This window comes from SAR202 cluster bacterium, assembly GCA_016872355.1.
Taxonomy (GTDB): domain Bacteria; phylum Chloroflexota; class Dehalococcoidia; order Lucifugimonadales; family VGZY01; genus VGZY01.
In genome coordinates this window covers 16,073-28,481 of the sequence record VGZY01000011.1, presented here as the reverse complement: position 1 = coordinate 28,481, position 12,409 = coordinate 16,073, and the positions used below count along the sequence as shown (strand labels likewise).

Annotated in this window: 11 protein-coding genes; 1 reads left to right on the top strand and 10 read right to left on the bottom strand. The window is 62.8% G+C overall.

The features are described from left to right. Positions 1 to 33: 33 nt before the first annotated feature. The 5 genes from FJ319_04275 to mutS form a co-directional block, all read right to left on the bottom strand. Entirely contained in the window at positions 34 to 870 is an 837-nt protein-coding gene (locus FJ319_04275; protein MBM3933507.1) for a TIM barrel protein, read from the bottom strand. A gap of 76 nt (positions 871 to 946) precedes the next feature. Then, positions 947 to 1,783: a sugar phosphate isomerase/epimerase gene (locus FJ319_04270; GenBank protein MBM3933506.1), complete on the bottom strand. Its 837-nt coding sequence runs from the start codon at positions 1,781 to 1,783 to the stop codon at positions 947 to 949. A gap of 139 nt (positions 1,784 to 1,922) precedes the next feature. After that, entirely contained in the window at positions 1,923 to 2,102 is a 180-nt protein-coding gene (locus FJ319_04265; protein ID MBM3933505.1) for a hypothetical protein, read from the bottom strand. Beyond that, positions 2,099 to 2,698, bottom strand: coding sequence for a Zeta toxin family protein (locus FJ319_04260; protein ID MBM3933504.1), 600 nt, complete (start codon positions 2,696 to 2,698; stop codon positions 2,099 to 2,101). Before FJ319_04260 ends, FJ319_04265 begins: the two co-directional genes overlap by 4 nt. After that, complete coding sequence (gene mutS, locus FJ319_04255) at positions 2,695 to 5,307, bottom strand: DNA mismatch repair protein MutS (GenBank protein ID MBM3933503.1); 2,613 nt, start codon at positions 5,305 to 5,307, stop codon at positions 2,695 to 2,697. Before mutS ends, FJ319_04260 begins: the two co-directional genes overlap by 4 nt. Positions 5,308 to 5,426: 119 nt before the next feature. On the opposite strand from mutS, the gene FJ319_04250 reads away from it, so the two are divergent. After that, positions 5,427 to 5,903: a DinB family protein gene (locus FJ319_04250; protein ID MBM3933502.1), complete on the top strand. Its 477-nt coding sequence runs from the start codon at positions 5,427 to 5,429 to the stop codon at positions 5,901 to 5,903. 68 nt (positions 5,904 to 5,971) lie between these two features. Here FJ319_04250 and FJ319_04245 read toward each other — a convergent pair whose 3' ends face one another. The 5 genes from FJ319_04245 to FJ319_04225 all read right to left on the bottom strand — a co-directional run bounded on the left by FJ319_04245 (position 5,972) and on the right by FJ319_04225 (position 12,382). Continuing rightward, positions 5,972 to 6,718 (bottom strand): hypothetical protein, encoded by a 747-nt coding sequence (locus tag FJ319_04245; GenBank protein MBM3933501.1) that lies wholly within the window; start codon positions 6,716 to 6,718, stop codon positions 5,972 to 5,974. 75 nt (positions 6,719 to 6,793) lie between these two features. Beyond that, on the bottom strand, positions 6,794 to 7,555 hold the full coding sequence (locus tag FJ319_04240) for a hypothetical protein (GenBank protein ID MBM3933500.1): 762 nt from the start codon (positions 7,553 to 7,555) through the stop codon (positions 6,794 to 6,796). Then, positions 7,491 to 7,751, bottom strand: coding sequence for a zinc-ribbon domain-containing protein (locus FJ319_04235; GenBank protein ID MBM3933499.1), 261 nt, complete (start codon positions 7,749 to 7,751; stop codon positions 7,491 to 7,493). The genes FJ319_04240 and FJ319_04235 overlap by 65 nt, the downstream gene beginning before the upstream one ends. 32 nt (positions 7,752 to 7,783) lie before the next feature. Next, a complete protein-coding gene (locus FJ319_04230) occupies positions 7,784 to 10,597 on the bottom strand; it encodes a 2Fe-2S iron-sulfur cluster binding domain-containing protein (protein ID MBM3933498.1) in 2,814 nt (937 codons plus the stop codon). 15 nt (positions 10,598 to 10,612) lie between these two features. Further along, a complete protein-coding gene (locus tag FJ319_04225) occupies positions 10,613 to 12,382 on the bottom strand; it encodes an NADH-quinone oxidoreductase subunit F (protein ID MBM3933497.1) in 1,770 nt (589 codons plus the stop codon). Positions 12,383 to 12,409: the final 27 nt, after the last annotated feature.

The window sequence follows — 12,409 nt, the reverse complement described above, 5'->3', positions numbered from 1 at the left end:
CTAACTACCAACTACTAACAGCCAACTACCGTCTTACGCCCCATGCTTCGCCAGCAGTGTCCGCAGCTCACCGGCGGCTTTGCGGATCGTCTCGATGCGCTCCGGCGTGGTCTCGTTCTCCTTGCCCTCGTAGACGATGGAGATGGAGCCGTTGAAGCCCGCCTTCTTGAGGATGCCCATGACGCGGTCGTTGTCTATGAGCTCTTCCTTGCCGCCGGCGATCTTGTAGTACTTGAAGCGGACGTACGACGCGTACTTGATCGTCTGCTCCATGTAGTCGTAGATGGGCGTGTTGGGGTTGATCTTGTCCACATGGCCCTCGTCGCCGACGGCGTTGGCCCACTGGCCGGTGTCCATGAGTAGCGAGAAGTTGGGGTGGTTGACCTGCTTGTGGATCCGCACCTGGCTCTCGCCGGTAGAGGCGATGTTGCCGTGGTTGTGGTTCTGCAGCGCGACGATCACGCCCTTCTTCGCGCCGTACTCCGATGCTTCCCGGAGGCCGTTCGATAGCGCGTCGAACACCTGGTCCTGACTGGCCGCGCCCTCGATCTTCTGCGCGCCGAATACGCGGATGAGCGGCGAGCCGACGAACGCGGCGAGGTCGATGCCCTCGCGGCAGCGCTGGAGCGCTGCCTGCTGCTCCTCGGGCTTGGTCGAGAAGTTGCCCGCGACGCCGATGTAGCCGATAGGCAGGCCGTACTTCACGCACAGCGCCTTCTGCTTGAGGATCGCGGCGTTGTCGCCCAGCTTGAACGCGCGGGTGTGGAAGTCTGCCACGTCGAGGCGCATTTCGTAGGACATCTTGATGAAGGTCTCGATGTCCAGCGGCAGGCCCTTGAAGCTGAGGTAGTTGCATCCGATCTTTATCATGAACCGTTTCTCCCCGATTTTGCCTAAGTCTTCCGGCTGTTAGCCAACTGCTCACTGCTGACTGCTGACTGCTGCCCTAGAGTCCCACCTTCTCTGCGCGCAGTACCTCGCGCAGCTCGTTAGCGGCGTTCTTGACGATGATCGCGCGGTCGGTCTCCTCCTGGCCCTCGTAGACGATGGAGACGGAGCCGTTGAAGTTCGCCTTCTTGAGGATCTTCGCGACGCGCTTGTAGTCGATATGCTCCTCGTGACCGCTAGCGCACTTGTAGAACTTGGCGCGGATATAGCCGGAGTAGGGGATCGTCTGCTCCATGTAGTCGTAGACCGGCGTGTTGGGGTCGTAGAGGTCCGGGTGGCCCTCGTCGCCGATGGAGCCGGCCCACTGTCCGGTGTCCATGATCAGGGTGACGTTCGCGTGGTTGGTCGTCTCAAGGATGCGGATGACGTCCTTGCCGGTGGAGGCGATGTTCCCGTGGTTGTGGTTCTGCAGGGCGACCATCACGCCCTTGTCGGCGCCGCAGTCAGCCGCCTCGCGGAGGCCCTTGGCCAGCCCCTCGAAGATGGCGTCGTTGCCGTCCTTGGCGTTCACGTCTTTCGGCGCGCCGAAGGTGCGGATCATCGGGCAGCCAAGGAAGGCGGCCATGTCGATGCCGGCCTTGCAGCGCTCCACCTGCTTGCTGGGCGGCTCGTTGGGGCGCATGAAGCTGCCGCCGATGCCCAGGTAGCCGATTGAAAGTCCCCAGTCCAGGCACCTGCGCTTGATCTTGAGCCAGTCATCCGTGTTCTTGGTGGGGAATGCGGACGTATGCCAGTCGATGATGTCCAGCCTCAGGTCGTACGACATCTTAATGAACTGGTCGACGTCGCGGTTCGGCCCCTTGAGGCTGAGGAAGTTGCATCCGATTTTTATCATTGCGACGGCTCCTCCTGCACGGCCTCCCGCTAAAGACGGGAGGATACTTCGAAAACGGCAAACGCTTCGGTAGCCGTTTTCGTGTCAGGGGGGATTGTAAGGGAAGAGGGGGCGAAGGGGAAGGAGTGTGGCGGATGGCTCAAATATCTTCAGGCTGAATCCACTTCACGCGACCGTCTTCCCAGACGGCAATGGGATTGCCGAGCTTCTTGTGGCGGGCGATCTCTTCGCGGACTGCTTCCTGCATGGCCGCTTCCATAGCGCGGATATCATGAACGCGTTCGGCAGGTGTGCGATTGTCACGCTCTTTAATTGTCATTTCTGCTGCTCCAAAAGGTTATCCCAAGCAACGAGATCCAAAATCGCTTCACTGCCGGCGTTGTCATGAGCGATTAGGCGTGGGCCCCTCCTATCTGAATTATCGTACACTTGCCATGAGTCGACAATGGGCCTATAGAGGTGGAAGAAGTTCCTTAATCCTGAGACGTATCTGCGCCGAACGGTATTGTCCGGTATATTGTGGCCTCCATTCTTAACTCTCTGCGCCACCCGCAAAATGGCGAGTTCGGGGGAACGGAGCGCCACGAAGTTCAGATGAGTGCGGTAGCCTGACGCTCGGAGAACCTCTAGCCACGGCGCAAACGTCCGGCTTGCCAATGTTGTCTCGAATGCAAAATTCTCTCGAGCTTTTGCAAGGGCTTTCAATCTGATTAGCATCACACGCCCTGCTTCAACGGCCGCGGTCTCGGGCTGGAATGCAGACAGTCCGGATGCTATCTGGTCGGCGTTGACGTATTCGTTGACTGCGAGTGCGCCATGAAGAAGCTTTTTCGACGTACTGGTCTTTCCGGCTCCATTCGGCCCAGCAACCACTACTACCAAGGGCGGTTTTGAAACGTGGCTTCGCACTGTCATTGATTCCCCCTCTTCGCCTTTTCCTGCAGCCCGTACAGCTTGTTGATCGCCTCGATGGGCGTCATGGAGGATACGTCCAGGGAGAGGAGGTCGCTCAGGACGGGCGGTGTGTTGCCCATCAGGCTAAGCTGCTGCGGTGGTGTGACCTTTGGGCGGCGGGAGGGGCCCCTGGCTGCAGTCGAGGACGCGCCGGGGTGGGCGCCGTTCTCCTTTGAGCGCTCCTCCAGTTCACGCAGCACCTCCCACGCGCGGTTGACAACCGCCGTCGGCAGCCCCGCCAGCCGCGCGACGTACACGCCGTAGCTCTTGTCCGCGCCGCCGGGGACGATGCGGCGGAGGAAGGCGATGTTGCCCCTGTCCTCAGAGACAGCCACGTTGAAGTTGCGCACACGGGGCAGCGTCTCTGCCAGGGCAATCAGCTCGTGGTAGTGCGTCGCGAAGAGCGTCTTGCACCCGAGGCGTGGGTGGCTGTGGATGTACTCAGCTATGGCGCGGGCGATGGCCAGGCCGTCGTAGGTGCTCGTCCCACGCCCTATCTCGTCCAGGATTACGAGCGAGCGCCGCGTGGCATGGTTCAGGATTGCGGCGGTCTCCACCATCTCCACCATGAACGTGGACTGGCCGGTCGAGAGGTCGTCCTGCAGCCCCACGCGGGTGAAGATGCGGTCCACGAGGCCGATGGTGGCGGACGCCGCCGGAACGAAGCTGCCGCACTGCGCCATGAGGACAATAATCGCCGCCTGCCGGATGAAGGTGGACTTGCCCGCCATGTTGGGGCCGGTAAGGATGATCAACTGGTCGTCCGTGTTAGAAAGGCGCATGTCGTTGGGAACGAACGCGCCCGCCTCGAGCGTCCGCTCCACCACGGGGTGGCGGCCGTCCTTCACGTCGATGACCTCGCCGTCGTTCAGCGCAGGGCGCACATAGCCGTGGACCGATGCGACCTCGCCGAGCGACCCGAACGCGTCTACGTGAGCAATCGCCTGCGCGACCTCAATTATTGCGCCTGCGTGCGAGGCCACCTGGCCGCAAACCTGCCTGAAGAGCGATATCTCGAGCTCGCTCACGCGCTCCTGGGCGTTCAGCACCTGCGACTCGTACTCCTTCATCTCGGGCGTGATGAAGCGTTCGCCGGTGGTGATCGTCTGGCGGCGGATGTAGTCCGACGGCACCTGCGCCAGGTTGGGGTTGCTGACCTCGATGTAGTACCCGAAGACCTTGTTGTAGCTGACCTTCAGCGACTTTATCCCCGTGCGCTCGCGTTCGGTCTTCTCCAGCGAGGCAATGTACTCCTGCGCCCTCCGGGAGGAGTTGCGTACGTTGTCCAGGTCCGGTGAGAAGCCGGGCCGTATGGTCTTGCCATCGCCTACTGAGAGTGGCGGATCGTCAGCGACAGCGCTCTTGATAAGCTGCACCACTTCGGATTGGTCGCCGACTCCCTTCGTTATCCACTCCACTTTTGGTGCGTCCTCGTCCTCCCACAGCACCTCCCAAATGTGCGGCGCGCACTCCATGCTGCGGCCCAGCGCCACCAGGTCGCGCGGCGTCGCGGAGAAACCGCGGACCTTGTTGACGAGCCGCTCGATGTCAGAGACGTTTTCCAGCACGGATATGATCCGGCCACGGCGCAAGGCGCTCCGGTGGAACCACTCCACGGCATCGAGCCGCCGCTCCAGGTCCGGCACGCTCAGCAGCGGCTGGCCAAGCCAGCGGCGGAGCATGCGCGCTCCCATCGATGTTTTCGTACGGTCCAGGACAGAGAGCAGCGACGACTGCTTGTCCGCCCACCGGCCGCCCTCGTACAGCTCAAGGTTACGCCGCGTCTGCGGGTCAAGCACCATGTACTGCTCGGTGGAGTACGTGTACAGCGACGTTAGCTGGCCCAGCGCCGACTTCTGGTTGCGGCCAATGTAGTCCAGGATAGCCCCGGCGGCCCGGATGGCGAGCGGCAGCCTGTCGCAGCCGTACGCCTCCAGCGAGCCGACGCCGAAGTGCTGCAGCAGGGCATCCCTTGACCATTCCAGGTGGAACGCGGTGTCGTCCACGGCAGTTACCGTCACGCCGTCCGGCGCGGGGAGGCCGTCCATGTCCTTCGGGCGCAGCACCTCTGCAGGCATCAGTCGGGCGAGCTCGACCGGCAGGTGCGCGGCGGGGAACTGGCTCGTGGCGAACTCGGCGGTGGTGATGTCCACATACGCCAGCCCGGCGGAGTCGCCGTCCATTATCACCGCGGCGAGGTGGTTGTTCGCCCTGCGGTCAAGGATCGAGTCCTCGATTACCGTGCCGGGCGTCACGACGCGCACGACCTCGCGGTCGACTATACCCTTCGAGGTCGCGGGGTCGCTCGTCTGCTCGCAGATCGCGACCTTGTAGCCCTTCTTGATGAGCCGCGCGAGGTAGCCGTCCAGCGCGTGGTACGGGATGCCGGCCAGCGGGATGCGGCCGCCCTTGCCCATCTCCCGCGCCGTCAGCGCGATCTCAAGCTCCTTCGCGACGATGCGCGCATCGCCGTCGAAAGTTTCATAAAAGTCGCCCATCCGGAAGAGGAGGATCTCGTCCGGGTGCTGCTTCTTGATATCCAGATATTGCTTCCGCGCAGGAGTGACCATAGAGGGCTATTGTAATAGTGAATAGTGAATAGTGAATAGTGAATTGAAAATCCGCCACGTTGACCGCTGTCGGCAGCGGGGGTACCATTCACGCCAAAGGCACTCCAAGGAGCATCACAATGGCAACCAACCAGATCGCCGACCTCGTAAAGCGCATGGAAGAGGCGCAGAAGAAGTACGTGGCCTCCATGGACGGCATCACCGACAGGGAGCTCTACACCATCCCCAAGGAGGGCGAGTGGTCGGTGGCGCAGATCTGCGCGCACATGGCGGAATCCGCGCCGATGTGGATGGAGAAGGTAGCCAACGCCGCGAAGGAGCCCAGCCTGGCCCGCAACGAGGCTGAGCAGGCCCGCCGAGTGAAGGTGGTGGACGAGCAGGGCAAGGACAAGATCGACGTAATCCGAAAGCGCGTCCTTAGCGCCAATGCGAAATGCCTGGATACGATGAAGAAGCTGAAGCCTGAGGACCTGACCCGCCCGATCACCGGCCGGTACGCCTCGCCGCTGGATGTGGTTGAGACAAGCGTCATCAAGCACCTCAACGACCACGCCCAGCAGATCACCGAGACCCGCGCGGCGGCCAAGGGGAAGTAGGACGCAAAACTGAGGGCGGCCCGCCGGGGCCGCCCTCTAACACTCCTGATAGACCCGAAACCTCGCCTCTAGTCGTCTTCCTTCCAGAAGCGCTCTTCCTCGAACTTGTAGCCCTTCGGCTCGAACTGCTCCTTGATCGACTCGATCATGCCCGGGTGGCCGCAGGCGTACACGATCGTGTCCGCCGGCGTCATCCCCCACTGGGCGGCCAGGCGCTCCGCGATGGCGTTCACGCGGCCGGTCTCACCCTTCCATCCGGCGTTCTTCTCTTCCTTGGGGCGGCTGACCGTCGGCACGAACGTCAGCAGGTCGGGCCGCGCCTTTGCGAGCTTCTCAAGCTCACCCTTGTAGGTGAACTCGTCCATGTAGCTCGCGCCCATCAGGACGTAGAAGTGGTGGCCGGACTTGTTTGTGTGAATGTAGTCGCGCAGGAAGGCGACGTAGGGCACCACGCCGGTTACGGTGGCCACCAGGAACTGCTTGGGCAGCTCCGGCTTGAAGACGAAGATACCCTTGGCGCGCGGCCGGATTGTGAGCTTGTCGCCTATCTCCAGCTTCGCAAGCTTCGGGGTGAGCTGGCCCTCGGGCGGCGGGACCACCTCAATGAACAGCTCGATGAAATTCTCGTGCGGGGCGGAGGCCATCGAGTACGCGCGCTCGATGCCGTCTCGGCCGACGGTACAGTACTGGCCCGGCTTGTAGGTATAGCCTTCCGGCTTCTCCAGCCACAGAAGCATCAGGTCGTGCGTGACCATCTGCTTCTTGATGATCTTTACCTCACCCAGGGCCGCAATCTTCTTTTCTCTCAGTGTCATTGTGCTGCATACCTCCGCGTCAAATGATTACACATCTACCGGAGGTTTGGAAGTATCTGGGTACGAATTTCGTACTCAGGCGGGGGCAGGTCCCATCTCCACGGCGAGCCTGTCCAGAGTGAGGTTCTCCTTGCGGACGCGGAGGTCCAGATAAAGTAAGGTCCTGCCGATAGGGATTATCGGAGCAACCACTGACGCTACCGCAGCCGAGATTACCTCTCCCGTAGTCTCGTTCGCGACGCCGATAATTGCAGCCGGTATCTGCAGCACCAGCGTTATCAGGCCCGTGGCAAGCACGAATACGATGCCGATGCCGAGAACACGCCACCATGAGCCCCTGACCAGGTTGATGCTTCGGGAGATCGCTCCTGTCGCGCTGGTCCTGTCTATCACGATGGCTTCGGTGGTGAAGAAGAGTGAGACCAGGAAGTAGAAGAAAAAGTAGATGCCGATGATCAAGAGGATGAGGACCGCCGAGCCGGCGACAATCAGGAATGCCAGGATGCCGGCGACGACGATTGTGCCCAGGTGCTTCAGCGCGACGGACAGGCACTGCCCTACAGTCACGGACCGGCCAATGTATTGCTGCGCTACCGCCCAGGTGATGCTTGTGTAAACGCAGCGACTGAAGAGGAGTCCCACAATGAACAGGACCACGCGGCTGGAGCCCTCAGTCAGGGCCCCAAGTATCGACGGCGCCGCGGCGATCAGGGCGAGTGCAAAGAACGGCACGAAGTTGCGGCTGTAGACTGTGAATGATTCGCTGAGGAGCTCACCGAGGTTGCGCGGGGGCAGCGCGCCGTAGATTGAAACCGCCTGCCTTGGCCAGCCCGCCAAGCACAGACTCGACAGTGGGAGTGGCGGGAGGCGCTCCGAGCACGGCGTGGCAAATGGCGCATTCGAGCGCGCCGGGACGGTTCTCGTGGCCGCAGGTGGGGCAGCGGACGGCTGCTGCTACTGCTAGCGATGTGCCGCACGAAGCGCAGAAGTTGGAGCCGGGCGGGTTTTCACGGCCGCATCTGGAGCACTTCATGCTGGGCCTCCGATACTGGAGTCTTGCCCTGTCTAGTCAGCCGCAGCGGCCAGCGCCTTTTCTACGCGCACCTGAAGTAGCGGCAGGCCGGGCGCCTTGAGCATGGGGTCCGGCTCGCGCGACTGGTCAAGGTCGCTGGCCAGTCCGCCGAACAGGGTTGTCAGGGAGACCACGCCCTTGTGGTCCGTCGTCAGCCTGACAATCCCGCGGTAGCGGTCGCCGCGGTCGGAGACGAGCTCCGTCCACTCGCCGGCCTTGAGGCCAAGGTTGCGCGCGTCCTCTTCGTGGAACTCCAGGTATTCGTCGCGCTGGATGTCGTTGATCTTACCTGCCTTCACGATCTCGCCCTCATGGTCCGGCTGGTGGAGCACTCGGCCGTGAGCGAGCGTGAGTGGGAAGTCCGTCGCGGCGGCAGCTGGCTTCGCCGCCGACAGCGCCATTGGAGCAAGCTTCGGCTTTCGCGCCGCGTCCATTGTGACGTACAGGACCGGCGTGTCTGACATGTCTGCCGCCAGGCACGGCCACTGGAGGCCGCCCTTTTGCAGGCGGGCGAAGGTCATGCCGCCGTAGGTCTCGACCAGCTGCGTAAGCTCAGTGAAGACGCTCTCGGCGTTCGGGTGGTCGAACCCCTGCGCGCCCATGCGCCGGGCTATGAGGCTGAGCGTGCGCCAGTATGCGTCCTCATCCCCCTTCGGGCCGATGGCCGGGCGGAGCAGCTGCGCGCGGCGCTCCATGTTCGTGTAGGTGCCCTCGCGCTCCGCGAATGTGTCCGCGGGAAGGACAACGTGCGCCATCTCTGTGATCTCGCTCGCGAACGTGTCCTGGACGACCAGGAATTCGAGCTTCCTGAGAGCAGGCAGGAACTCGCCCAGCTCGCCGTTCGTGAAGTTGCCGCTGTTGCCCTGGAGCAGGAGGGCCTTCAGCTTGCCGCTGTTAATCGCCGGGACAATCTCTTTGATGGAAAGGCCTTTGCCGGTCGGCAGGTCTTTCGCTGCGCTCCACGCCTGCTTCACAGCGGACCGGGCGGCTGCGTCCGCAGCAGGTCTGTAACCGGGCAGGAGCGTGGGCGTGGCGCCCATGTCGCGCGCGCCCTGCTCATTTGCGCCGGGGTAGAGCGGGTAGAGGCCGGCGTTTGCCTTGCCGACGCTGCCGATGACGAGCGCCAGGTTTACCAGCGCGCGGGAGCAAGCGTCCCGTAGCTCCGGCGCCAGGGTGTCCAGGGCGTACAGGATGGCGGTGGGGCCACGCTTTGCCAGCGTGCGCGCGGCGTCCTGGATCTTCGCCTGCGGGACGCCGGTGACGCCCGATACCTTGATGAGGTCGAAGTGCCACAGGCTGTTCTTCAGGTCGTTGAGGCCGTCCACGCGGTCGGCGAGGAACTCGTGGGCGTCAAGCGACTCGTCGATGATGACGCGGATTATGCCGCCGATCAGCGCGGTTTCCGTTCCGGGCAAAGGCCGAAGCCATGTCTTGGCGTAGCGGGTCAGCTCGGTCTCGCGCGGGTCGATGACGATGAGCGTTGGGCCGCCGGCCTGCAGCGCGCGCTTGATGGGCACCGCCGCGACGGTCTGCTCTTCGGTGATGTTGCTGGAGACGACCAGGTAACACTTTGCGCCGAGAAGGTCCCAAGTGGGGTTGGTGGCGGCCTGGTAGCCGAGCATCTCGCCCACGGCGGGCATCAGCTCCGGCCGAGTGTTGGACGACACGTCCACGTTGTTCGTGCCCATGACGGCGCGGGCGAACTTCTGGGCGATGTACTGGTCCTCGTTGGTGCCGCGCGGCGAGGTGATCAATGCGAACTGGTCGCCCCTGTACTTGCCGAGCTTCTCGGCGACGAGGTCGAGCGCCTGCACCGTCGCGCTCTCCTTGAGTACGCCCTCGGTGCGGATGAGCGGCTTGCGCAGCCTGTCCTTGCGGTTGACGAACTCCAGGCCGAACTTGCCCTTGATGCAGAACTGGCCCTTGTTCGCAGCGGCGTAGATGTCCGGCGTGGTGCGGAGAATGCGATTGCGCTTGTCCACCTCCACCTTCATCTGGCAACCGACAGGGCAGTGCGGGCAGGTGGTCATGACCGTCTTCGCGGCCTTGTCCCACTTGTGGTTGCGCTCCACGAGCGCGCCTGTGGGGCATACGTCGATGCACGCGCCGCAGAACTCGCATCCGGACTGCAGGAGCGAGATTCCGTGGGAAGTGCCGATGAGCGTGCGGCCGCCGCGGTCGAAGAGCGTGAGGGCGGTGTCTCCGCGGACTTCGTCACACACGCGCACGCAGCGCGCGCAGACGATGCAGAGGTTCATGTCCATATCCCAGAAGGGGTCGTCCACCTTCAGCGGGATGTGGCGGTTGTTGTAGGTCAGGTTGGTGTCCATGTCCATTTCGAGGTACCTGACCGTGTCCTTGAGCTCGCAGCGCTCGTTCTTGGGGCAGGTCACGCACCTGTCGTTGACGGCGACATGGCGGAGGCAGATATCCTGGGGGCCGCAAAGCTCAACGCGGTGGCAATTCAGACAGCCGTGCGGGTGCTCTGAGATGAGCAGGTCCATGACGCCCTTGCGAAGGTTGACGATGTTGTCCGTTTTTGTGCGGACGATCATGCCCTCGGCGACCGGCGTGGTGCAGGAGGCGGGGGTGCCGCGGCCGCCCTCAACCTCGACCACGCACATGCGGCACGCGCCGTAGGACTTCATGCCGGGGTAGTAGCACAGGTACGGGATGTAGATGCCCGCATCCATGGCAGCCTGGAGGATGTTCGTACCCGGCTTTGTCTTTATCTCTTTGTCGTCGATCTTGAGCTTGATCTCGTTGGTCATCACAACCTTCTCGCCTCCCCCAACTGGGGAGACCATAAAGGGGGTCTTCGGCTACTTGGAGGCTTTGCTGGCGACTTGGATCGGCTGCCTGTCGTCCCGCGCCATCTCGGCGTATGGGCGCGTGTTCCTGGGAGATATTATCGGCTTACCGCAGCTTCCGGTGGGGCACTTCTTCTGCTCGATGTGCATCTTGAAGTCGCTTCCGAAGAACTTCAGCGCGGACCTGATGGGGTTGAAGCCGAGCTGGCCGTGGCCGCAGAGCGAGCCGGCCTGCATGTTCTTGCCCACAGACTCCATCATCGCCAGGTCGGCGGGGCGGCCCTCCAGCTTGGTTATGCGCTCGACGAACTCCAGCAGGTGCGTCATGCCCAGGCGGCAGGGGAAGCACTTGCCGCACGACTCGTACTGGCAGAATGCGACGAGGACTCGGGTCAGGTCGACCGCGCAGGTATCCTCGTCCGCGATGATGATGCCTCCGGAGCCAAGGATAGCACCCGCGGCCGACATCTCTTCGAAGTCGATCTTGATATTCAGGCTGTTCGCGTCCAGCACGCCGCCGAGCGGCCCGCCGGTCTGCAGGAGCTTCACCTTCTTGCCGGACGGCGGGCCGCCGCCGATGACGTTTATGACCTGCGAGAGGCTGAGTCCCATGGGGATCTCGTACCAGCCGGGGTACTTGATCGCCCCGCTCAGGCAAACGATGGCCGTGCCCTTGCTCTTGTTCACGCCGATGGAGGAGAACCACTGCGCGCCCTTGAGGATGATCTCAGGGGCGTATGACAGCGATTTCACATTGTTGATATTGCTCGGCTTGCCCCACACGCCGAAGGCGGCGGGGAAGGGCGGGCGGGAGCGCGGCATCGATCGGTGGCCCTCGATGGCCTCCATCAGGGCCGTCTCCTCTCCGGCAACATAGGAGTCGCCGGTAAGAGCTACCTCGATGTTGAACGTGAAGCTGGTGCCCAGGATGTTCTTGCCGAGCAGGCCGTTCTCGTACGCCTGCTTGACGGCCATCTCCGCGCGGTCGATAGGGCCGTCGTGGCCGTGGCGCACGAAGATGATCCCGTTGCTGGAGCCGGTGGCGTAACCGGCAAGCAGAAGACCCTCCACCAGCGTGTAAGGGTCGCTCTCAAGGATGCCCTTGTCGTTGTACGCGCCGGGGTCGCCCTCCTCGCAGTTACAGAGGATGTACTTCACAGGGCTGGTGTTCTTGACCAGGAAGCTCCACTTGGTGCCGGTCGGGAATGCAGCGCCGCCGCGGCCGCGGAGGCCGGAGTCGATCATCTGCTGGATAACATCGGCCGGCTTCATCTCGGTGAGCGCCTTGTTGAGCGCGGCGAAGCCGTTGTTGGCGATGTACTGGAAGATATCGTCCGGCGCGGTTGTGCCGGCGTTGCGCAGCGCAATGCGATTTTGAAGCTTCCACTGCGGCATGTCGGCGATGTTCGGCGCGCCGGCGATGGGCTTTGCGCCCAGGTAGCCGAAGACTTTGCCGGTTGGGATCTGGTTCTTGACGAGGTAACTTTCGAGCAGGGCGGGGACATCATCGGCGGAGACGTTCTTGAAAAAGAGACGCGACTCCCCGGGCTTCTGGATGTCCACCAGGGGCTCGGCATAGCACATGCCGATACAGCCCACCTCGTCGACGGTGACCTTGATGCCCTTTGCCTCGGCCGTCTTTTTTAGGGCCTCAACGACCTCAACGCCGCCTGCGGCCTGGCCGCAGAGGGCGGTGCCGACCCTTATCCACGGCCTGTCGCCGGCAGTGAGGTCCTGCCATTGCTTGTCGGCACGGGCTTTGAGTTCCGCGTAAGTGGGCATACTTCTCCACCCCGTCTCCCGCGCGGG